At 65.9% G+C, this 20,292-nt stretch carries 18 protein-coding genes, 1 tRNA gene and 1 riboswitch; of the genes, 10 read left to right on the plus strand and 9 right to left on the minus strand.

What is annotated here, in order from left to right; translation table 11 throughout:
- Nucleotides 1-4: 4 nt before the first annotated feature.
- The 3 genes from pyk to CXZ10_RS10460 form a co-directional block, all read right to left on the minus strand.
- Nucleotides 5-1,441 (minus strand): pyruvate kinase, encoded by a 1,437-nt coding sequence (pyk, locus tag CXZ10_RS10450; RefSeq protein WP_101289105.1) that lies wholly within the window; start codon nucleotides 1,439-1,441, stop codon nucleotides 5-7.
- Nucleotides 1,438-1,899 carry a DUF1036 domain-containing protein gene (locus CXZ10_RS10455; RefSeq protein ID WP_180335944.1) on the minus strand — a complete coding sequence of 154 codons (462 nt, stop codon included), beginning with the start codon at nucleotides 1,897-1,899 and terminating at the stop codon, nucleotides 1,438-1,440. Before CXZ10_RS10455 ends, pyk begins: the two co-directional genes overlap by 4 nt.
- Nucleotides 1,900-2,090: 191 nt before the next feature.
- Entirely contained in the window at nucleotides 2,091-2,984 is an 894-nt protein-coding gene (locus tag CXZ10_RS10460; protein ID WP_101289141.1) for a DMT family transporter, read from the minus strand.
- A 124-nt stretch (nucleotides 2,985-3,108) separates the two neighbouring features.
- Between CXZ10_RS10460 and CXZ10_RS10465 the strand changes: the two genes are divergently transcribed.
- The 6 genes from CXZ10_RS10465 to CXZ10_RS10490 all read left to right on the plus strand — a co-directional run bounded on the left by CXZ10_RS10465 (nucleotide 3,109) and on the right by CXZ10_RS10490 (nucleotide 8,976).
- Entirely contained in the window at nucleotides 3,109-3,906 is a 798-nt protein-coding gene (locus tag CXZ10_RS10465) for an N-formylglutamate amidohydrolase (protein ID WP_101289107.1), read from the plus strand.
- Nucleotides 3,907-4,021: 115 nt separating this feature from the next.
- A complete protein-coding gene (locus CXZ10_RS10470; protein ID WP_051228978.1) occupies nucleotides 4,022-4,276 on the plus strand; it encodes a DUF2312 domain-containing protein in 255 nt (84 codons plus the stop codon).
- Between the two features lie 216 nt (nucleotides 4,277-4,492).
- Nucleotides 4,493-4,691: riboswitch (cobalamin riboswitch) on the plus strand.
- 114 nt (nucleotides 4,692-4,805) lie between these two features.
- A complete protein-coding gene (locus CXZ10_RS10475; protein WP_101289108.1) occupies nucleotides 4,806-6,824 on the plus strand; it encodes a ribonucleoside triphosphate reductase in 2,019 nt (672 codons plus the stop codon).
- Nucleotides 6,825-6,848: 24 nt separating this feature from the next.
- Nucleotides 6,849-7,046 carry an anaerobic ribonucleoside-triphosphate reductase gene (gene nrdD, locus CXZ10_RS10480; RefSeq protein WP_101289109.1) on the plus strand — a complete coding sequence of 66 codons (198 nt, stop codon included), beginning with the start codon at nucleotides 6,849-6,851 and terminating at the stop codon, nucleotides 7,044-7,046.
- Nucleotides 7,033-7,659, plus strand: coding sequence for an anaerobic ribonucleoside-triphosphate reductase activating protein (locus CXZ10_RS10485; RefSeq protein WP_101289110.1), 627 nt, complete (start codon nucleotides 7,033-7,035; stop codon nucleotides 7,657-7,659). Before nrdD ends, CXZ10_RS10485 begins: the two co-directional genes overlap by 14 nt.
- 132 nt (nucleotides 7,660-7,791) lie before the next feature.
- Entirely contained in the window at nucleotides 7,792-8,976 is a 1,185-nt protein-coding gene (locus tag CXZ10_RS10490) for an MFS transporter (RefSeq protein WP_101289111.1), read from the plus strand.
- On the opposite strand, the gene CXZ10_RS10495 is transcribed toward CXZ10_RS10490, so the two are convergent.
- Complete coding sequence (locus CXZ10_RS10495; protein WP_180335945.1) at nucleotides 8,977-10,242, minus strand: cellulase family glycosylhydrolase; 1,266 nt, start codon at nucleotides 10,240-10,242, stop codon at nucleotides 8,977-8,979.
- 186 nt (nucleotides 10,243-10,428) lie between these two features.
- Here CXZ10_RS10495 and CXZ10_RS10500 point away from each other — a divergent pair, with 186 nt between their 5' ends.
- The gene (locus CXZ10_RS10500; protein ID WP_101289113.1) at nucleotides 10,429-11,037 is read left to right on the plus strand and encodes a trimeric intracellular cation channel family protein; all 609 of its coding nucleotides are present in this window, start codon (nucleotides 10,429-10,431) and stop codon (nucleotides 11,035-11,037) included.
- A gap of 77 nt (nucleotides 11,038-11,114) precedes the next feature.
- On the opposite strand, the gene CXZ10_RS10505 is transcribed toward CXZ10_RS10500, so the two are convergent.
- From CXZ10_RS10505 to cpdR, 3 genes are all read right to left on the minus strand, one after another.
- Nucleotides 11,115-13,100, minus strand: a complete 1,986-nt coding sequence (locus CXZ10_RS10505) for a HAMP domain-containing methyl-accepting chemotaxis protein (RefSeq protein WP_180335946.1) — start codon at nucleotides 13,098-13,100, stop codon at nucleotides 11,115-11,117.
- 748 nt (nucleotides 13,101-13,848) lie between these two features.
- Nucleotides 13,849-13,923 (minus strand) — tRNA-Val (locus CXZ10_RS10510).
- 153 nt (nucleotides 13,924-14,076) lie between these two features.
- Nucleotides 14,077-14,439: a cell cycle two-component system response regulator CpdR gene (gene cpdR / locus CXZ10_RS10515; protein WP_026783912.1), complete on the minus strand. Its 363-nt coding sequence runs from the start codon at nucleotides 14,437-14,439 to the stop codon at nucleotides 14,077-14,079.
- Between the two features lie 439 nt (nucleotides 14,440-14,878).
- Between cpdR and CXZ10_RS10520 the strand changes: the two genes are divergently transcribed.
- Both CXZ10_RS10520 and hisN read left to right on the plus strand, forming a co-directional pair.
- Entirely contained in the window at nucleotides 14,879-15,775 is an 897-nt protein-coding gene (locus CXZ10_RS10520; protein ID WP_101289115.1) for an N-formylglutamate amidohydrolase, read from the plus strand.
- A 460-nt stretch (nucleotides 15,776-16,235) separates the two neighbouring features.
- Entirely contained in the window at nucleotides 16,236-17,069 is an 834-nt protein-coding gene (hisN, locus tag CXZ10_RS10525; protein ID WP_101289116.1) for a histidinol-phosphatase, read from the plus strand.
- On the opposite strand, the gene CXZ10_RS10530 is transcribed toward hisN, so the two are convergent.
- Nucleotides 17,047-17,994, minus strand: a complete 948-nt coding sequence (locus CXZ10_RS10530; RefSeq protein ID WP_101289117.1) for an alpha/beta fold hydrolase — start codon at nucleotides 17,992-17,994, stop codon at nucleotides 17,047-17,049. The two genes, hisN and CXZ10_RS10530, sit on opposite strands and share 23 nt — an antisense overlap.
- Nucleotides 17,995-18,239: 245 nt before the next feature.
- On the opposite strand from CXZ10_RS10530, the gene CXZ10_RS10535 reads away from it, so the two are divergent.
- Nucleotides 18,240-18,701, plus strand: a complete 462-nt coding sequence (locus tag CXZ10_RS10535) for an Hsp20 family protein (protein WP_101289118.1) — start codon at nucleotides 18,240-18,242, stop codon at nucleotides 18,699-18,701.
- A gap of 105 nt (nucleotides 18,702-18,806) precedes the next feature.
- On the opposite strand, the gene CXZ10_RS10540 is transcribed toward CXZ10_RS10535, so the two are convergent.
- The gene (locus CXZ10_RS10540; RefSeq protein WP_342212726.1) at nucleotides 18,807-19,919 is read right to left on the minus strand and encodes a threonine aldolase family protein; all 1,113 of its coding nucleotides are present in this window, start codon (nucleotides 19,917-19,919) and stop codon (nucleotides 18,807-18,809) included.
- Nucleotides 19,920-20,292: the final 373 nt, after the last annotated feature.

Raw genomic sequence — 20,292 nt, forward strand, 5'->3', positions numbered from 1 at the left:
GATGCTAGATCCCCGACTTGCCGTCGGCACCGATCGTGGCGATGCGCAAGAGGTTGGTCACGCCCGCGGTGCCGAAAGGCACGCCGGCGGTGATGATGATGCGGTCGCCGGGCTTGGTGAAGCCTTCCTCGGCCGAGATGCGGCTCGCCCGCTGCACCAGGTCCATAAGCGAGCGGGCGTCGTCGGTCACCACCGAGTGGATGCCCCAGACGAGCGCGAGGCGGCGGGCCATCGAGCGATTGGGCGACAGCGCCAGGATCGGCGTCGACGGCCGTTCGCGGGCGGCTCGGAGGCCGGTGGCGCCGGAGGCGGTGAAGCAGACGAGGGCGGCGATGCCCAGCGTCTCGGCGATCTGGCGGGCCGAGGCGGAAATGGCGTCGGCCGGCGTCGCGTCCGGCTCGCCGCGCTGGCCGGCCAGGATCGAGTGGAAGTGCTCGGAGTTCTCCACTTCCTCGGCGACGTGGCTCATGGTCTGAACCGCCTCGATCGGGTAGGCACCGGCCGCCGACTCGGCGGAGAGCATCACCGCGTCGGCGCCCTCGAACACCGCGTTGGCGATGTCGGACACCTCGGCGCGGGTCGGCACCGGCGACTGGATCATCGATTCCAGCATCTGCGTGGCGACGACCACCGGCTTGCCGGCCTTGCGCGTGGTGCGGGTGATGCGCTTCTGCACGCTCGGCACCTGCTCGAGCGGCAGCTCGACGCCGAGGTCGCCGCGCGCCACCATGATGGCATCGCTGAGCTCTAGAATCTCGTCGAAGCGCTGCACGGCCTGCGGCTTCTCGATCTTGGCCATGACGCCGCATTTGCCGTCGACGATCTCGTGCACTTCCAACAGGTCTTCCGGGCGCTGCACGAAGGACAGCGCGATCCAGTCGACGTCGGCGTCGAGGGCGGCGGTCAGGTCGGAGCGGTCCTTGTCGGTCAGCGCGCCGGAGGTGAGGATGGTGTCTGGCAGGCTGACGCCCTTGCGGTCGGAGATCTTGCCGCCGACTTCCACCTGGGCGATCGCCACCTTCTTGTCGTTCTCGACGATGCGCAGCCGGAGACGGCCGTCATCGATCAGCAGGCGATGTCCCGGCTCGAGGGCATCGATGATTTCGGGGTGCGGCAGCGTGACGCCGGTGACGTCGCCGTCGACCTTCTCGCGATGGAAGCCGAACTTGGCGCCGATCTCCAGGAAGACGGGGCCGTTCGCAAAGGTGCCGACGCGCAGCTTGGGACCCTGGAGGTCGGCGAGGATGCCGATCGGACGGCCCACTTCGGCCTCGACCTCGCGGATGGTCGACACGTAGTAGCGCAGCTTCTCGTGATTGGTGTGGCTCATGTTGATGCGGAAGCAGTCCGCACCCGCCTGGTGGAGCCGGGCGATCATGTCCTTGTCGGAGGAAGAGGGGCCCAAAGTTGCAAGAATCTTGACCTTGCGGTTTCGTCTCATTTCGCCCCGTTTCCTTTTTGGGTCGGCTGGTAGAGGTGTACGGTCCAGCTGCGTTGTTCGGCGGTGTCGACCTCGAAGAAGCCCGTCCGCTCATAGCCTCGGGCGACACAATTCTCGACGCCGCTGATGGTGAACATCTTGCGTCTCGTACACATGAACGCCTTGCCGCCCCATTCGCCGCCATGCTGGCTGTCGACGGCATAGAGGTAGTAATAGCGTGAGGTAAGAGCGCCGGAGAGCAGCGTTCCGCATTTCGATCCGCCGATGTTCCACCAGCCCTCGGAGCGCCAGCCGTCCGCGGCCTTGTAGCCGATGGCCACGGAAATGGTGCCGTCGGTCTTGTTGCAGAGCCTGAGATCGGCCTTGGCTGGTGTCGCGGCGGCCAGGGCGAGGAACGACAGCGCCGCGGCAACAAGCGCCGGCCGCGTCCGCCGTACCGGTCCCTTATGTGCCGCCATCGGTATTCCGCCCGCCAACGATCCTTGTCCGGTGCTCATCGGAGAATGCCCCGCCTTATCGCGTGACCTACGGCAAAATGTCAACGTATAATTACGCAAGCTGCCGCCCTGTCCCGCCCTGTCCGGTCCTCTTCGATCATTAGCACGCATACTCAAAGGCTTACGCTCCAGTCTTTGGTCGCGCCCGGCCATCAGGATCGCGGCCTGGCGATCCAGATGCCGCCGAGGATCATCAGGCCGCCCAAGCCCTGGCTCCAGCCGATCGCCTCGCCGAATACTAGGAAGGCGAGGGCGGCGGCGGCAATCACTTCCATGAAGATCACCAGCGACGAGAAGGCGGCGGAGAGATAGCCGAGGGCGAAGGCGAGCAACCCCTGGCCACCGATGTGGCTGACATAGGCGAGGGCGGCGAGGGTCGCCGCGCCGGCCAGCGAAGAAGGGAGGAGTTTCGGCTCGAAGGCGAGGGCGACCATGCCGAGGCAGAGCGCCGTCACCGTCGTGGCGCCGAAGGTGACGGTGCCGGTCCGGTGCTCGCGCCGGGCGGCGCGCACGGCGAGGAAATAGGTGCCGAAGCCGAAGGAGGTGCCGATGCCGTAGATGTCGCCGATCAGCTTGTCGGCGTCGAGCGTGTAGGAGCCGCCCAGCAGCACGGCACCGCCGAGAATGCAGACGATGACGCCGCCCGCCTCGCGCCGGCCGACCTTTTCGCCGATGAACAGGCCGGAGAACAGCAGCACCCAGATTGGCGCCATCGACGACAGGAAGGTGGCGTTGGCGATCGACGTGTTGAGGATCGAGAGATGCCAGAAGAACAGGTCGATCGCGAAGAAGAAGCCGGCGAGCCAGATGGCCCTGGAGCGGAAGGCGGAGAGAAGGGCCTTGGCACCGCCTTCGCTCATTGCCCAGAGGGCCAGCACCGGCACGGCGAGCGCGACGCGCCAGAAGGCGCTGGCGAAGGGGCCGACGTCGGCGATGCGGACGAAGATCGGCGATATGCCCATGGCGACGGCGCCAAGGCAGAGGGCGAGGAAGGCCACGACCTCGCCGGGGCGGGCGGACAGCGGCAACGATCTGGCAGACGGCATGAACGGACCTGGAGGGGCGGCCATCGGGCCGACCGCGGCGGTTGTGCAACGGTTGGCCGCTTGGCGCGCCAATGGACGGATCTCGACTTTATCCGACCGATAGCAGCATTTAGGATCGTCCGCCATGCAGGACCCGAGCGACGACGCCCCTTTTACCTATCTTCCCGGCAACGAGGCTGGCGGCCTCCTGATTATTGCCGACCACGCCTCCAACCGGGTGCCGCCACCCTATGGCGACCTCGGGCTGCCCAGGGCCCAGTTCGAGCGGCACATCGCCTATGACATCGGCACCGAATGGCTGGTTCACCGCCTCGCCGCCTTCACCGGGGCGCCGGCGCTGCTCACCCGCTTCTCGCGCCTCCTCATCGACGCCAATCGCGGCGAGGACGATCCGACGCTGGTGATGCGCCTCTCCGACGGGGCGATCGTGCCGGGCAATGCCGGCGTCGATGCCGAGGAGCGGCAGCGGCGCATCGAGTGCTTCCATCGCCCCTATCATCGGGCGATATCCGAACAGATCGACCGGATGCTCGCGACCGGCGTCGCGCCGGTGATCCTCTCCATCCATTCCTTCACGCCGGCCTGGAAGGGCGTAGCTCGCCCCTGGGACGTGGCGATCCTCTGGGATCGCGACGACCGCATGGTGGCGCCGGCGCTCGCCGCCTTCCGGGCGCGCGGCTTTGTGGTGGGGGACAACCAGCCCTATGATGGGGCGCTCAAGAACGATACGCTCTATCACCATGGCACCATGCGCGGCCTTGCCCATCTCCTCATCGAGGTGCGGCAGGATCACATCGGCAATCAAGACGGCGCAAACCACTGGGCCAAGACGATTTTCGAGGTGGTGACGCCTTTGGCGGCGCGGCCGGAGATGCGCAAGGCGGTCTTTTACGGGTCGCGCGCCGGCGGGCCGGGCATGTGAACGGACGCTCGAAAACGGTTGACGGGCCCATGAACTTCGGACTTCATGCGCCCCTCACGGGCGGCGGCCCCGCCCGGACCCAATCACTGATCGGCAGGACAGATATCCCATGAGCATGGAATCGGCAGAATCGCAGGGCGGCGTCGCGGCGGGCGAGCTGCGGCAGTTCATCGAGCGCGTCGAGCGCCTCGAGGAAGAGAAGGCGGCACTGCAGGACGACATCAAGGACGTGATGGCCGAGCTCAAGGGCCGCGGCTACGACGTCAAGGCGGTCCGGGCCATCCTGAAGCTCCGCAAGCAGGATCCGGACGAGCGCCAGGAGGCCGAGGCCATCCTGGAGCTCTACATGAACGCGCTCGGCATGGTGTGAGCGAGCCGGCATGGGCTCCCTGAAGCGGGAGGCCGTGCCGCGAGGCTGAGAGATCAATGCCCCCCAAGAAGGCGCTGCGCCAAGCACCGTTGATCGGTGTGGCGGGCGCCTTTTTCTATGGTCAGCGCCTGGCGATCCACAGGCCGTTCACAGGCCGCATAGGTAGAACCACGCCTCGCAAAGGTCTCTCGTTGACCCGACTCGTAGGGCGAGAAATACTATTTGTTGAGCCGAGGTTCTCCGGATGACACAACATCTGGAGCGAAGAGGGAAGCCGGTCAGATGCCGGCGCTGCCCCCGCAACTGTAGGTGGGAAGTGATCGATCCACTGTTGTCACTGGTGCGCGGCACTGGGAAGACGGATCGATCGCCGAGACCCGCGAGCCAGGAGACCTGCCCCGGCCTATGAAAAATGTCCTCGGGCGGGGTGCACCGGTGGATCGTCGTCGACATGCGCCGGAGTCTGCTCCGCTCGCCATGTCGATTGCGTTCCCCTGTTCTCTGCCCCTCTATTCGGTGCCAGGGAACGATGTCGGAACTCATTTCAGCCAAGCCGCCTCCCAGCGTCCTCAAGCGGTCGGGTGCGCTCGCCCCCTTCGATGCCCTGAAGATCCGATCGGCCATCGAGCGAGCCGGCGCCGCCAGCGGCGAGTTTTCCGGCACTGAGGCGCATCTCCTCGCCATGCAGGCGGTTAAGGTGATCGCCCATCGCTTTGCGGACCGGATACCCTCGATCGAGGAGATCCAGGACGTCGTCGAGCAGGCGCTGATCTCGGCCAACCACTTCGCCACCGCGCGCGCCTACATCGTCTATCGCGAACAGCGGGCGCGTCTTCGCCGCGACGCCACCGCCGTCGTCGACGTGGTGTCGTCGATCGACGAGTATCTCGAACGCGCCGACTGGCGGGTGAATGCCAACGCCAATCAGGGCTATTCGCTGGGCGGCCTCATTCTCAACGTTTCGGGCAAGGTGACGGCCAACTACTGGCTCTCCCACGTCTATCCGCCTGAGGTCGGCAAGGCGCACCGCGACGGCGACATCCACATCCACGATCTCGACATGCTCGCGGGCTATTGCGCCGGCTGGTCGCTCAGGACGCTGCTCACCGAGGGGCTGAACGGCGTGCCGGGCAAGGTGGAGGCCGGACCGCCGAAGCATCTTTCGAGCGCCGTCGGCCAGATCGTCAACTTCCTCGGCACGCTGCAGAACGAGTGGGCCGGCGCCCAGGCCTTCTCGTCCTTCGACACCTACATGGCGCCTTTCGTCCGCAAGGACCGGCTGTCCTATGACGACGTCCGGCAGTCGATCCAGGAGCTGATCTACAATCTCAACGTCCCCTCGCGCTGGGGCACGCAGACGCCCTTCACCAACCTTACCTTCGATTGGGTGTGCCCCGACGACCTCAAGGATCAGGTGCCGGTCTTGGGCGGCGTCGAGATGGATTTCCGCTATGGCGACTTGCAGGCGGAGATGGACCTCATCAACCGCGCCTACATGGAGGTGATGACGGCCGGCGACGCCAGGGGGCGCGCCTTCACCTTCCCGATCCCGACCTACAACATCACGCCCGACTTCCCCTGGGAGAGCGACAACGCCACGCGCCTCTTCGAGATGACGGCCAAGTACGGGCTGCCCTATTTCCAGAACTTCCTCAACTCCGAGCTGACGCCGAACATGGTCCGCTCGATGTGCTGCCGGTTGCAGCTCGATCTCCGGGAGCTCCTGAAGCGCGGCAACGGCCTGTTCGGGTCGGCCGAGCAGACGGGATCGGTGGGCGTCGTCACGGTGAACTGCGCCCGTCTCGGCTACCTTCACAAGGGCGACGAGGTCGGATTGCTGCGCCGGCTGGACGAACTCCTGGCCATCGGCCGCACCAGCCTGGAGATCAAGCGCAAGACCATCGAGCGGCTGATGGACGACGGTCTCTTTCCCTATACGAAGCGCTACCTCGGCAAGCTCCGGAACCATTTCTCGACGCTCGGCCTCAATGGCGTCAACGAGCTGATCCGCAACTTCAGCGGCGACGCCGAGGACATCACGACGACATGGGGCGAGGCCTTCGCCGTCCGCCTGCTCGACCATGTCCGCAGCCGCATCGTCGCCTTCCAGGAGGAGACGGGGCACCTTTACAATCTCGAGGCGACGCCGGCGGAGGGCACGACCTATCGCTTTGCCCGCGAGGACAGGAAGCGTTTCCCGGAGATCCTGCAGGCCGGCACGCCGGAGGCACCCTATTACACCAACTCCACCCAGTTGCCGGTCGGCTTTACCGACGACGCCTTCGAGGCGCTCCGCCGCCAGGAGCCGCTTCAGACCCGCTACACCGGCGGCACCGTGCTCCACCTCTATCTCGGTGAGCGCGTGTCGTCAGCCGAGGCCTGCAAGAAGCTCGTCCGGCGGGCGCTCGAGCATTTCCGCCTGCCCTACATCACGGTGACGCCGACCTTCTCCATCTGCCCCAAGCACGGCTACCTCGCCGGAGAGCATGAATTCTGCCCGATCTGCGACGCCGAGAGGCTGGCCGAGAAGCAGGCCGCCGCCGAGTGAACGATTTCGTCAAGGAGACCTCTAGTGAACAAGCCGCTTTCCGCCATTGACGCCGACGCCGCCACCCTGCTGTCCGACGACGAGCGCCAGCCCTGCGAAGTCTGGACGCGGGTGATGGGCTATCACCGCCCCGTCTCGTCCTTCAACAAGGGCAAGAAGAGCGAGTTTGCCGAGCGGACGTCGTTCATCGAAGGCAAGAGCCTTGGCAATGCCGATCGCTGACATTGCGGTCGGCGGTTTCTCGCCGCTGTCCACCTGCGACTGGCCGGGCGAGCTGGTCGCCACGGTGTTCTGCCAGGGCTGCCCGTTCGCCTGCCGCTACTGCCACAACGCCGACCTGATCCCGCCCGGCCCTGGTACCGGGCCGAGCTGGCCGGAGATCCTGTCGATCCTCGAAAGGCGGCGAGGTCTCCTTGACGGCGTGGTGTTCTCGGGAGGCGAGCCGACTTTGCAAAAGGCGCTGCCCGAGGCGGTCGCCACGGTCAGGGCGCTGGGTTTCCGCGTCGGCCTGCACACGGCCGGCCCCTATCCCGAACGCCTTGCGCGCCTTCTGCCTGATCTCGACTGGGTCGGGTTCGACGTCAAGGCGCCGTTTGCCGATTACCAGCGCATCACAGGCGTGCCGAAGAGCGGCCTGAGGGCGCGCGAAAGCCTCGTCGAGCTGGTCGGGAGCGGGGTGGCTTTCGAGGTCCGCACCACCGTGCATCCGTCGCTGCTTGACGCAATGGATCTTGCTCGCCTCGATGCCGATCTTGCGGCGTTGGGTGTGGGGCCGACGCGGCGCCAGCCATTCCGTAGCAGAGGCTGCCAAGACGCAACGTTGCTGACCGCCTGACGTCGGCCATTGGCGCCTCTCTTTGCTTGACAGCTCACCGCAGCCGGCATAGGCTTTCTGTATCGTTTCAAGAAGGCGTCGCGCCGCCGTCCGGTTTTCGGTGGCGGAGGGCGCCTTCTTCGTGTGGATCCCATGACCGCCCCAACGAACTCCCCGTCCGTTCCGACGCCCATTCGGCGCGACCGATTGACCTGGGCCGCCTATCTGGCGCTGGCCCAGTTCACCTTCTTCCTGAACATCCAGGGCAACATCATCCCCTTCCTGAAGGACGAGTTCGACCTCAGCTACCGGGTGGTGACGTTGCATCCGGCGGCAGTGGCGGCCGGGCTGATCGTCTCGGGTCTCATCGGCGAACGGTGGACGCGCCGGCACGGCCGGCTGTGGTCGGTGGTGGTGGGGCTTGCCGGCATGGCGCTCGGGGCGATCGCCATCATCCTTGCGCCGCATCCGGCGGTCAGCATCCTCGGCTGCTTCCTGATGGGCGCGGTCGGCTGCCTGGTGCTGATCGTCGTGCCGACAACCCTGGCCGACTGGCACGGCGCCAATCGTTCGGTGGCGATCGGCGAGGCCAATGGCATTTCCTACGTCGCCTCGCTGACGGCGGCCATGGCGGTCGGCCTGTTCGCCGCCATCGGCCTCGGCTGGCGGGCGGCGCTGCTGCTCGGCGCGGTTCTCGCCGGCTTCTTGCTGTTGTTCCTGCGCGGCGTGCCGATGCCGGCGGCGAAGCAGCCCGTTGCCGCCGACGAGAACCGGGGTGGCGGCCGCCTGCCGAGGGCCTACTGGTTCTATTGGCTGACCATCATCGCCTTCGTCGGCGTCGAGCAGTCGGTGCTGGTCTGGGCGACGGAGTTCCTCGCCCGCGTCAAGGGCGTGCCGGTGGCCTCGGCGGCCATCGCCGCCGGCGCCTTCTCGCTCGGCATGCTGGTCGGCCGTCTGTCGTCGGCTTTCATCCTGAAGCGGATCACGGCGGCGAGGGCGCTCTATCTCTCGGCCATCATCACGCTACCGGCCTTCTTCCTGTTCTGGAGCGCGCCGACCCTGCCGGTGGCGGTGGTCGGCCTGTTCGCGGTCGGCCTCGGCTGCGCCTTGCAATATCCGCTGACGCTGACCAAGGCGATCGTCACGGCCGGTCCGTTCGGAGAACTGGCGACGGCGCGCGCCTCGCTCGGCAGCGGGCTCTCCATCCTGGTCATCCCCTGGGCGATCGGCGCGCTGGCCGACCGGACCGGTCTCTGGGCGGCCATATCGCTGCTGCCGCTCTTCACCCTGGCTGGGGTGGCCTTCCTGGTGGCCGGCGAGCGTGCCGTTCGCTCCTGATTACCGGGCTTTCAGGCCGAGCGCCCTCTTCACCTCGGGTTCGAGGGTGAGAGCCTTTCCATCGCCGATCACCGAAAAGCCCTGCCCGGCGCTGGTCAGGCCGGCGGAGTAGATCGCCCAGGCAAAGCCGCGTTCCTCGGCGGCGACCCGTGTCGCCTCGATCAGGGCGATGCGCGAGCCCGGATCGGCGCCATCCTGGAAGATGCCGAACTCGCCGAGCAGCAGACGGTCGGCCGGAATACCGTTGTCGTTCGCCCAGTCGCCAACCCGCTTGAAATCGGCAGCAATCGTCGCCGGGCCGGCCTTGGTGGCGCGGTAGTCGGCGAGCGCTTCGGCCACAGCCGCGTCGAGTTCCTTTTTCCGTTTCGGGTCGGCGACGCCTTTGGCGATCCGGCTTCTTGCCTCGCCCAGCAACCGCTTGCCGGTCGTCTTGTCGAGCCTGGCGGCCGGATAGGGCAGGTGGGTGAGATAGCGGCCGGGGTCGTCGACCCAGGGGCGGCCGGCGTGGCTCACGGCCATCGGCTCGTAATAGTGGAAGGTCCAGATGATATTGGGATCGTCCGCGAAGGGCGACGGATCGAGCCGCGTCAGCCCGTCGACGAGGCCGGACCGGCCGCCGGTCAGCACCAGCGTCAGGGTTGGCGCCGATGCGCGGGCGGCCGACCTCAGCGCGGCGAGCTGGTCGGGCCAGCGGTCGGTCAGGACGAGATAGGATTCCCAGTCCTGGTTGGGCTCGTTGATCGGCTCCAGCAGGGTGCGATCGGGCGGCAGGCTGGCGAGGCGGCCGGCGAGGCGCGTGACGAGGCCGAGGTAGCGATCCCACAGCAGCGGGGCGTGGCCGTCGGTGCCGAGCACGTCCTGCAGTCCATCGGGACGCTCCTCGTCGACGGGCAACAGATGCATGTCGACGATCACCGTGAAGCCCAGCGCCTGCAGGCGTTCGGTCGACGCGACGACGTGCTCGATCAGCGGGCCGGCGCCGTCGTCACCGGCCCAGAGTAGGGCGGCGGCGTCGAAGTTCAGGCGGACGAAATCGAAGCCCTCGGCCTTGAGATTGGCAAGCTGGCTGTCGTCGAGCCGCCCCATCCAGTCGGGAAAGTTGTTCCGGTCGAAACCCGGCGCCAGGAAGGCGTCGCGGGCGGTCCAGGTCTGCCAGACCTCGAAGTTGATGCCGCGCTTGAGCGTCGGGGCGGCGGCGGCCGGGAGGGCGGCAAGGAGCGCGAGGCAGAACGCCACCAGACGGGCGGCGCGGACGGAGCGGGGCATCAAGGTGGTCCTCCGGGGCCGGCTTGGCGCCGGCGGCGCGATCATGACCGGGCGCTGCCGTCGGTGCAACGGATCCCTGCGGAAGTTGACGATCTTCCGTCAGGCGCCACAACGTGAGAGAAGGCGGCCAGACTTTCACGATCCGGCGCGGACCTCGGCCCGCCCGGCAAGACCGGCAGATCCATCATGTTCCTGACCCTGGTCGACTTCGTCGGCTGTTTCGCCTTTGCCCTCAGCGGCGGCACGCGCGCCGTGGAGCGGCGGCTCGATCCCTTCGGCATCGTCTTCCTGGCCTTCGTGGCCGCCACCTTCGGCGGCATCATCCGCGACGTGGTGATCGGCGCCGTACCGCCGGTGGCTTTCGCCACCTGGCATTATTTCGCCATTTCCTGCGTCGCCGGCTTCTGCTGCGTCTTCGCCCACAATCTGATCGCCCGCCTCGCCGCGCCGGTGGCGGTGTTCGATGCGCTGGGCCTCGGGCTCTACGTGGTGGTGGGAACGCGCAAGGCGATGGATGCCGGCCTGTCGCCGCTGATGGCGGCGGTGCTGGGCATGATCACCGCCATCGGCGGTGGCATCGGCCGCGACATCCTGGCGGCGCAGACGCCGATGGTGCTGCACAAGGAGATCTATGCCCTGGCGGCGCTGATCGGTGCGCTGGTGGTGTCGGTCGGCGACTATTATCACCTGCCGGGCGTACCGGTCGCCGTCGTCGGCGGCGGCCTCTCGATCCTGCTTCGTCTCGCCGCCATGCGGTGGGACTGGAACCTGCCGCCCCCGACCAGCCGCACCTGAAAGAAAATCCCGGCGCGGGCGCCGGGATTTCCTCGTCTCCTGCCTTCAGGCCGCTGTCGCCGCCTGATCGAGTTGCCTCAGCCGGCGCGAACGCTGGAGAGGAAGGTGCCGAGCTCGCGCCGCAAGGTATCGGACTGCTTGGCCAGGTCATTGGCGGCCACCAGAACCTCGGTTGCGGCGCCGGAGGACTCGGTTGCCGCCTGGGTGATGCCCACGACGTTCTGCGACACCTGATGGGTGCCGATCGACGCCTGACTGACGTTGCGGGCGATCTCGCCGGTCGCCGCGCCCTGCTGATCGACGGCGGTGGCGATCGACGTCGCGATGCGGTTGAGATGCTCGATCACGCCGGTGATGGTGACGATCGCCTCCGCCGACGACTGGGTCGAGGCCTGGATCTCGCCGATCTGACTGGAGATCTGCGAAGTGGCCTTCGAGGTCTGGTCGGCAAGCTGCTTGACCTCGGCGGCGACGACCGCAAAGCCCTTGCCCGCCTCGCCGGCCCGCGCCGCCTCGATGGTGGCGTTCAGCGCCAGGAGATTGGTCTGCGAGGCGATGCTGTCGATGAGGTTGACCACCTCGCCAATTCGGTTGGCGCTTTCGGCCAGCTCCCGCACCCGTGCCGCCGTCGCCTGGGCATCCTTGGTCGCCTTGGACGCGACGGAGGTGCTTTCGTCGGCCTGCCGCTTGATCTCGGCGATGGAGGTTGCCAGCTCCTCGGCAGCGGCGGCGACGGTCTCTACGTTGGTCGAGGCCTCCTCGGCGGCGCTCGCCACGGTGACCGACTGATTGGAGACCTCCTCGGTGGCGGCTGACATCGACTGCGCTGCCGCCTGCAACTGCGTCGAGGCGCCGACCACCGTCTCCACCACGCCGCCGACCGCTGTCTCGAAGGCGTCGGCCAGTTCCTTCATCTCAGCCCGGCGGCGCGTTTCGGCCTCGGCCTTGGCGCGCTCCTGGTCGGCGCGCATGCGATGGTTCTCCTCGAGGCCCTGCTTGAACACGTTGAGCGTCGCGGCCATGGTGCCGACCTCGTCGCCTCGCCCGAGATAGGGGACGGCGACCGAGAGATCGCCCTCGGAAATCCTTCGCATGACGCTGGTGATCGAGACGATCGGGCGCGACAGGCTGCGGCCGATCAACACCGCCAGCGCAAGGCCAAGCAGCAGGCCACCGGCGCTGAAACTCCACAAGGTGGTGGTGGTCGATGCCTGACTCGCCTCGGTGTCGGACTTCAGCTTGGCTTGCGACGTACGAACCGCTGATTGGAAGCTGGCGAACTCGTCGGCGATCTTGGCAACGAAGGTGCGCATCTTGACCGCCTGGTCCTCGATGCTCGCGTTCATCGCCAGGGACTTGTCGAAGCCCTCGACATACTGTCCGACGTGGTCGCGGATGGTGCCGAGCCGCTTGCCGAGGGCGGGATCGGCGGCGGCCATGGCTTCGCCGAGCGCCTCTGTGGCCGTCTCGAAAGCTTCGGCGGCGTTCTTGTCGGCATCGGCCTCGCTTCCCGCCGTCGCCTTGGTGGCGAAGATGCGGCCGGTGAGGATGAAACGAAGAGCTTTCTCGGACGCCGTCGCCACCGGCGTTCCGACTCCCACCTCGTCGATGATCGCCTCAAGGTCGGTACGTAGCGAAACGCCGAGCGGGCCGAGCTGCTCGGCGGTCAGGCGCTTGACCTCGGCGCGGGTCTTGATGAGCTCGGCGAGAAGGCCGTCATAGGTCTCGAAACTGGCCTGCATGGACCGGAGATGGTCGAGTTGTTCAGCATCCGAGGCTGTCTTGAGGCCGTCTTCGAGCGCTGCGCGCATGCTTGACGCTCGCTCGGCCACGGCGGCTTCGGTATCCGGTAGCGTCGTGTAGATGACCTCCCGTGCCGCTCGCCGATACTCGAGAAAGCTCGTCTGGACGACGTTGGCCTTGTCGGTGACATCGATTTGGGTGAACAGCGTGCCGATGGCCCCGCCGATGCCGGAAAGGCTCCGGAGCGACATGCCGGCCGTGAAGGCCAGAATCACCAAAATGGCGGTGAAGCCGAGGCCAATGCGCGTGGAAATGTTCATGGACCGTCGAGTTCCGGCGGTCTGGGAGTGAGTTTGCATGGTTATCGCTTCCTCCTGTCGGTTAAACACAAGCCCAACCTCAGGCAGAGAAGTGCGTTTTCACGACTCGCTGCTGATTGATCGATCACTATTTCGATTGAAATTGGTTAACGAGATCATAACGCGAAATAATATCCTGAGATTGTCATATATATCTTCTGCCTGCCATCAACGAATTTTCTTTTGTTTTTGGAATGTATAATAGGATTAGTGGAAATTATACTTCAAAACGGATAGATAATGGCTGGATTCGAGGGTGGCGTTTGAAAGTGGAATTAAGAAGCTTTCTAAGTTAAATATTGATCAGTTGCTTTCCCGCAGGAGAAGGCAATCTCACCTAGCAACTTTTACAATGTAAAAATTGTTGTTTTTATCGCAATTTTTGTAGAGGTTGCCTTTGAGGTCGTAACGTTGGCAAGGCGGCCCGTGATGCACGGCGAGCCGAAAGTCTAGAGTCCCGCCAATCGGGTTTTCTCGATCCGATCGAAAAGCGCCTGTTCCAGGAAATGAGCCTGGAGCCTTCGCCGCACGACCAAATGCTTCAAGTTTGCCGGCAAAGGCTCGAGGTCGGTCGCGTGCGTGAACCGAGCGGGGCGCCCGCGCGAAGCGGCGGGCGTCCTGATGGCGGGAGAGAGGTGAGCCGCTTCCCTCGGCGCTAAAAACAAGAACGGCGCCGAAGCGCCGTGTCTTTCACATCTTGGAAGCGGAATGGTGGGCGTGACAGGGATCGAACCTGTGACCCCTACGATGTCAACGTAGTGCTCTCCCGCTGAGCTACACGCCCGTTTCCATTTTTGCGGGGCCACCTCATCGGCGGCGTGGGCGGGGATATAGCGTCCTTTCCCGCCCCACGCAAGGGCCTTGAGACGCTTTTCCGAATTCCCCTTCAAGTCCTTGACCGAAAACTCTTTTCCGTCCGGAAAACCGCCGGCTGCCGTCAGGCGGCCGCCAGCATCTTCTCCACCTCGCGCACGAGGTCCTTGAGATGGAAGGGCTTGGACAGCACCTTGGCGTCCTTGGGAGCCTGGCTGTCGGGATTGAGCGCCACGGCGGCGAAGCCGGTGATGAACATGATCTTGAGGTCGGGGTCGAGCTCCGTGGCCCGGCGGGCCAGCTCGATGCCGTCCATTTCCGGCATGACGATGTCGGTGAGCAGAAGCGTGAAAGGCTCCTCGCGCAGCCGTTCGTAGGCGCTCCTGCCGTTATCGTAGGAAACGACGTCATAGCCGGCATTGGCGAGTGCCTTGGCCAGGAAACGGCGCATGTCGTTGTCGTCTTCGGCCAGCAGAATACGGTTCATTTGCAGTTCCGGTCAGATGAGAAGCGGCAGCAGGCCGCGCGATGCTCCAACTATCTCACAAGAGCACCGGTACGGTAAACTTGCGGTTAGCGGGCTGCGTTTCAGGCCGTTCCACTCTGTGTAGAACTTTTCAGGAGGGCGTTCAAACCCCGTAGTGGAGCGAATTTGACTTTTGGCTTGCGCCTCGGGCGGGCGCCGGACGTCCGCCGCGACCGTTCTCGCGGTATCGGCGAGGTCGTTGCCGACGGGGCGCGTTGGCGTGATGCCGAGCTGTGCCGGCCGATGCCGTGACACATCGCGCCGGGCCACAGCGGACACTCAGCCACGTTAACAATAGACAGGCCTGACAAAACAAGGCAGATTTCAGAATCAGGAGTACAGAAGCCCTGTTTTTCGGTCGCCAGCGGACCGGGCGAGAGGCTCCACGGACTGGAGAGGGATGCGCGTCGTCACCGATTTCCGCTCGGAACCGCCCTTCGAGATTCTGTCCCCCGTGGAGCAGATCCACCCCTTCGTCTTCAACTCGCCGCACTCCGGCACCGCCTATCCGGAAGACTTCCTCGCCGCCAGCCGGCTGGACAAGCGCCGCATCCGTCTCTCGGAGGACGCGCATGTGGACAAGCTGTTCATGCACGCCGTCACGGCGGGCGTACCACTCCTCAGGGCGCATTTCCCGCGCGCCTATCTCGACGTCAACCGCGAGCCCTACGAGCTCGATCCCCGCATGTTCGACGGGCGGATGCCGGCCTTTGCCAACATCCGGTCCATCCGGGTGGCCGGTGGGCTCGGTACGGTGCCGCGCGTCATTTCCGAGAGCGAGGAGATTTACGCCGGGCCGCTGCCGATCGAGGTAGCGCTCGACCGCATCGAGGCGCTCTACAAGCCCTATCACGCGGCGCTCACCCGCCTCCTGGCCCAGACGCACGTCCGCTTCGGCCGTGCCGTGCTGATCGACTGCCACTCCATGCCGTCGTCGGTGAGGGGGCAGGACGCCAAGAATCGATCCGACTTCGTGCTCGGCGATCGTCACGGCACCTCGGCGGCGCGGGCGTTGACCGACCATGCCGCCAGCGCGCTCTCGGCGCTCGGCTACAAGGTGGCGATCAACCGCCCCTATGCCGGCGGCTTCATAACCGAGCATTACGGGCGGCCGGCCAAGGGCCTGCACGCCCTGCAGATCGAGATCAACCGGTCGCTCTACATGGACGAGCGCACGCTCGAACCGCACTCCGGCTTTGTACGCCTCACCGCCGAACTCGCCGAGTTCATCGACGGCCTGATGCGCCTGCCGCTCGAAGTGGTCTGTCCGTCACCCGGCCGCTTCGCGGCCGAATGATCGGACTTGGCGCTTCGCGGCCGAATGACAGAAACTGCCCGCTTCGCGGCCGAGCGATCGGACCTGCGTGCCGGCCTCGCAATCTTTGAAACGTTTTCAGAAAAACGCGCCTCTGGCGCCACCCCGTCATGCACGATAGGCTGAAAAGAAAAGGGGCCGTCGCAAACGCGGCGGCCCAAGTCTTAGGGAGGAAACGCCCAAGGAGGGCGGACAGCGCAGAAGCCTGCGCTGTACCCGGATACAATGCCTACTTTCGTCGTATTGGTCAACCCCTCGCGGTAGAGTGTGTGCCGACAACTCGCGTTTTGGTGGGGATGACAGCAATGGATAGCAAAGCCGCCACAGGCCGGAGAAACGTATTTATTTGAATCCAAAAATAAAAACAATGGGATGAACCAGCCGCTCAAATGCGGTCGCAACGTTGCGCTCCGCCGTGCGCCATGTGGGAAACATATCGGATATGCAGATCACACCTATCTCCAAGGCCTTCTTCGATCAGCTGGCCGACGCCGCTTCAGCAGCGATCCTGCCGCATTTCCGCACGGCGCTCGCCGTCGAGAACAAGCTTGAGGACGCCTTCGATCCGGTGACGGTCGCCGACCGGGCCGGTGAGGTGGCCATGCGCGAGCTGATCGGCGCCACCTATCCCGACCACGGCATTCTTGGCGAGGAGTTCGGCAACACCGGGCTCGACCGCGACAAGGTCTGGGTGCTCGATCCCGTCGACGGCACGCGGTCGTTCATCGCCGGCATCCCGCTGTGGGGCACGCTAATCGGCCTCCGGGCCAGCGGCCGGGCGGTGCAGGGCATGATGGCGCAACCCTTCACCGGCGAGCGCTTCTACGGCGACGGCGTGACCGCCAGTTATACCGGGCCGGGCGGCGAACGGCTGCTCCGGACACGGCCTTGTTCCGACATCTCCCAGGCGACGCTGTTTACCACCTCGCTCCGGCCCTTCTCCGACAGCGAGCGGCAGGCCTATCTCTCGGTCGAGGGGCAGGCGAAGCTCGTTCGCTACAGTGCCGACTGCTACGCCTATTGCATGGTGGCGGCCGGGCAGGCCGACCTCGTCATCGAAGCAGGCCTGCAACCATATGACATCACGGCGCTGATTCCGGTGATCGAGGGGGCGGGTGGCGTCGTCACCAACTGGACGGGCGGCAGTGCCGCCGACGGCGGCCGCGTGGTGGCGAGCGGCGACCGGCGCCTGCATGATCAGGTTCTGAAGCTGCTTGCAGCCGGGGAGACCGCGTCAGCTGGCGCATCCGGCGTCATTCCGACGAGCCGGGGATGAAAGCGTCGAAGGCCGCCCAGAACTGGGCGGCATAGACCTCGCGCTCCATCATGATCTCATGGCGGGCGCCATGGATCAGGATATAGGCGGGGTTGCGCAGGCGGCGCGCCATGGTCTCGACGGCGAGGCGGCTCACCACCGTGTCGGCGCCGGAGTTGACCAGCATCACCGGCGCGGCCACCTGGTCGGCGATGTCCGGCGCGGCGAGCAGGTCGAACATGCGCGTCGCCGCCGCCACCCAGCCGAGCGTCGGCGCGGCGAGGCGGTAGACCGGCTGGGCGGCGCAGATCGCCTCGATCATCCGGTAGCGATCGGGGTCGGAGGTCAGCGGGTTGCGCTCGAAGGTCCTGGCCTTGGTTGCCCGGCGGCGCTGGCCGGGAATGTAGCGGGGCCCGGCGCCGCAGTGGACGGCAAGGCGCAGCAGCAGCCGGCGGAAGCCCGGCATGGTCGTCCGTTGCGGCAGGCCGAGCATGGGCGCCGTCAGGACCAGCCGCTCGAAGGTAGGGGCGAGAAAGCGCCCGGCGGCCAGAAGAACGCCGCCGCCCATCGAATGGCCCAGCGCGAAATAGGGCGGCGGACAATCCGGCAGCACGACGCGGCGGCGAAAGGCCTCGATGTCACGCAGGTAATGGCGGAAGCTGCGGACATGGCCCTTGCTGGGGTCGTCGGTGAGCCGGGTCGAACCGCCCTGGCCGCGCCATTCGAGGACCGCCACTGCGAAGCCGCGCTTCCGCAGGCGTTCGACGACATGGAAATACTTCTCGATGGTCTCCGACCAGCCGGGAAACAGGCAGACCGTGCCCTTCACGCCTCCCGGCAGCGCCGGCCAGCGGGCGGTGCGCAGGCGCACGCCGTCGGACGTCGAAATCATCTCCAGCCGGCAGCCGGCCGGGATGGGATTTTCGGCGAGATCGAGAAGATCCATGAGTGCTCCCCGGCGACGATACCCATTCGCCGCCGCGCCGTTTCTAGCACGTCGGCGACGGCCGGCGCCATCGCCGACGGCAGCGAAAGCGATTGTCGCCGCCCCTCTTGAAAAGCGAAATCGTCGCCCCAAATCAAGGATCGCGGACGCCGGAAGGGTCCGCGGCGACCGGACGTTCCGCCTCGGAGAGGGGAACAGAAAGCCGGTCGGCCAAACTCACGACTGTCGCTCAACTGGAGGACATCATGCGTAATTTCGACCTTTCTCCGCTCTATCGCTCGACCATCGGCTTTGATCGCCTGTTCTCGCTGCTCGACCAGGTTTCGACCAGCGACGCGTCGGCCCAGTCCTATCCGCCCTATAACATCGAGCGCACCGGCGAGAATGCCTATCGCATCACCATCGCCGTCGCGGGCTTCTCCGAGGACGAGCTGACGATCGAGGCGCGCGAAGCCGTGCTGACGGTCAAGGGCGAGAAGAAGCCCGAAGCCGAGGACAACGGCCGCGAGATGCTCTATCGCGGCATCGCCGCCCGTGCCTTCGAGCGCCGCTTCCAGCTTGCCGATCATGTCGAGGTGAAGGGCGCCTCGCTTGAGCACGGCCTCCTGCACGTCGATCTCGTGCGCGACATTCCCGAGAGCAAGCGGGCGCGCACCATTCCGATCGGCAAGGGCGAGGCCCGGCAGATCGAAGCGACCATCAACTGACCCGGCGGTTTGGCGAGCGGGGACCGCTCCGCTCGCTACCCAAAATGACGAAGGGCGTCCCGGAAGGGGCGCCCTTTTTGCTTGCGCAGTCCAGAATCGCAGCGGTTACTTGCCGAGCGCCTTCAGGAAGTGGTCGACCTCGTGGGCGGCGGTGGCGAACGACGTGACGAGCCGGACGAGGTCCTCGTCGTCCCTGGGTTTCTCGGTCTCATCGAGGCCGTCGGGATTCCACTCGTAGAACTGGGCGCCGGCCGCCTTCAGGCGGGCGCTGACCGGCTTCGGCCAGATGGCGAAGACTTCGTTGGCCTCCGGCTCCCACAGGATGCGGGCGGTGGAAAGCTGGCTGATGCCGGTGGCGAGCCGCTTGGCCATGGTGTTGGCGTGATAGGCGTTGTCCAGCCAGTGGCCCCGGTCGAAATAGCCCTGGAACTGGGCGGCGACGAAGCGGCTCTTGGAGAAGAGCTGGCCGGCGCGCTTGCGGATATAACCGAAATCCTCTGCCTTCTTGCCGTTGAAGAAGACGACCGCCTCGGCGCACCAGCAGCCGTTCTTGGTGCCGCCGAAGGACAGCACGTCGACGCCGGCCTTCCAGGTGATGTCGGCCGGCTGGCAGCCGAGGAAGGCGAGAGCGTTGGCAAGGCGGGCGCCGTCCATGTGCACCTTGAGGCCGTGGGCATGGGCGACGGCGGCGAGCGCGGTCACTTCCTCCACCGTATAGACGGTGCCCCATTCGGTCGACTGGCTGAGCGAGACGGCAACCGGCCGGCCGTGGTGGACGGCGGCCGGGAAGTAGCGGGCGATCGCCGCGGCCAGCGCGTCGGGCGTCAGCTTGCCGCGGGCGCCGGGAATGCTGACAAGGCGACCGCCGGACAGGAACTCCGGCGCGCCGGCTTCGTCGCAGGCGATATGCGCCACGTCATGGCAGATGACGATGCCGGCCGGCTTCATCACCGAGGCGAGCGACAGCGAGTTGGCCGCCGTGCCGGTGGCGACGAAGAAGACGGAGACGTCGTGCTCGAACACCTCCGAGAACCAGTCGACGGCGACGCGCGTCTGGTCGTCGGCGCCATAGGCGGGAACGGAGCCGTTTCCGGCGTTCAGGAGGGCATTGGCCACTTGCGCCGAAGCGCCGGCCCAGTTGTCGCTGGCAAAGTACATGGAGCCGAGTTTAGCCTTGTCGATCTCGGGCGACAGCCGCCGAGTTTGCGCACCACCCATGCAGGCCGTTCATGCCGCCGTCAATCCGGATTCCGTACCCAAAAAAATGGGTCAGGATGATTGACGGGACGGCAAGGTTATGCAAATAACGCATCGCGCATTCGGGACCGCGATAGTTTGGTTCCGGATGGGCGGATCCGGGGGCTCGGGCCGACTTTTTCGGAGGAAAAAACGGCCGACGCATTTTCCCGAATTCCCCCGCTCGCGGTTTTCGCTTGCCTCTGGGAGGCAACCGGTGCAAAGCGCGAAACGGAGGATTCCGGGGGAGGAGTGAGCTTCGGGATCATCTGGCGAAACGGCTGTCGAGGCTGTCTCCTTGTTCCGGGTTTCACGGGATGAGGACGACGGCTGTCGCTGTCGCATCGTCCGGCGG

Origin of the sequence: Pleomorphomonas diazotrophica, assembly GCF_002844595.1 — a bacterium.
GTDB lineage: Bacteria > Pseudomonadota > Alphaproteobacteria > Rhizobiales > Pleomorphomonadaceae > Pleomorphomonas > Pleomorphomonas diazotrophica.

What these genes read in the sequence shown, in the direction of transcription:
- pyk (WP_101289105.1), bottom strand. Translation starts at nt 1,441, where the DNA reads ATGAGACGAAACCGCAAGGTCAAGATTCTTGCAACTTTGGGCCCCTCT.
- CXZ10_RS10455 (WP_180335944.1), bottom strand. Translation starts at nt 1,899, where the DNA reads ATGGCGGCACATAAGGGACCGGTACGGCGGACGCGGCCGGCGCTTGTT.
- CXZ10_RS10460 (WP_101289141.1), bottom strand. Translation starts at nt 2,984, where the DNA reads ATGCCGTCTGCCAGATCGTTGCCGCTGTCCGCCCGCCCCGGCGAGGTC.
- CXZ10_RS10465 (WP_101289107.1), top strand. Translation starts at nt 3,109, where the DNA reads ATGCAGGACCCGAGCGACGACGCCCCTTTTACCTATCTTCCCGGCAAC.
- CXZ10_RS10470 (WP_051228978.1), top strand. Translation starts at nt 4,022, where the DNA reads ATGGAATCGGCAGAATCGCAGGGCGGCGTCGCGGCGGGCGAGCTGCGG.
- CXZ10_RS10475 (WP_101289108.1), top strand. Translation starts at nt 4,806, where the DNA reads ATGTCGGAACTCATTTCAGCCAAGCCGCCTCCCAGCGTCCTCAAGCGG.
- CXZ10_RS10485 (WP_101289110.1), top strand. Translation starts at nt 7,033, where the DNA reads ATGCCGATCGCTGACATTGCGGTCGGCGGTTTCTCGCCGCTGTCCACC.
- CXZ10_RS10490 (WP_101289111.1), top strand. Translation starts at nt 7,792, where the DNA reads ATGACCGCCCCAACGAACTCCCCGTCCGTTCCGACGCCCATTCGGCGC.
- CXZ10_RS10495 (WP_180335945.1), bottom strand. Translation starts at nt 10,242, where the DNA reads ATGCCCCGCTCCGTCCGCGCCGCCCGTCTGGTGGCGTTCTGCCTCGCG.
- CXZ10_RS10500 (WP_101289113.1), top strand. Translation starts at nt 10,429, where the DNA reads ATGTTCCTGACCCTGGTCGACTTCGTCGGCTGTTTCGCCTTTGCCCTC.
- CXZ10_RS10505 (WP_180335946.1), bottom strand. Translation starts at nt 13,100, where the DNA reads ATGAACATTTCCACGCGCATTGGCCTCGGCTTCACCGCCATTTTGGTG.
- cpdR (WP_026783912.1), bottom strand. Translation starts at nt 14,439, where the DNA reads ATGAACCGTATTCTGCTGGCCGAAGACGACAACGACATGCGCCGTTTC.
- CXZ10_RS10520 (WP_101289115.1), top strand. Translation starts at nt 14,879, where the DNA reads ATGCGCGTCGTCACCGATTTCCGCTCGGAACCGCCCTTCGAGATTCTG.
- hisN (WP_101289116.1), top strand. Translation starts at nt 16,236, where the DNA reads ATGCAGATCACACCTATCTCCAAGGCCTTCTTCGATCAGCTGGCCGAC.
- CXZ10_RS10530 (WP_101289117.1), bottom strand. Translation starts at nt 17,994, where the DNA reads ATGGATCTTCTCGATCTCGCCGAAAATCCCATCCCGGCCGGCTGCCGG.
- CXZ10_RS10535 (WP_101289118.1), top strand. Translation starts at nt 18,240, where the DNA reads ATGCGTAATTTCGACCTTTCTCCGCTCTATCGCTCGACCATCGGCTTT.
- CXZ10_RS10540 (WP_342212726.1), bottom strand. Translation starts at nt 19,919, where the DNA reads ATGGGTGGTGCGCAAACTCGGCGGCTGTCGCCCGAGATCGACAAGGCT.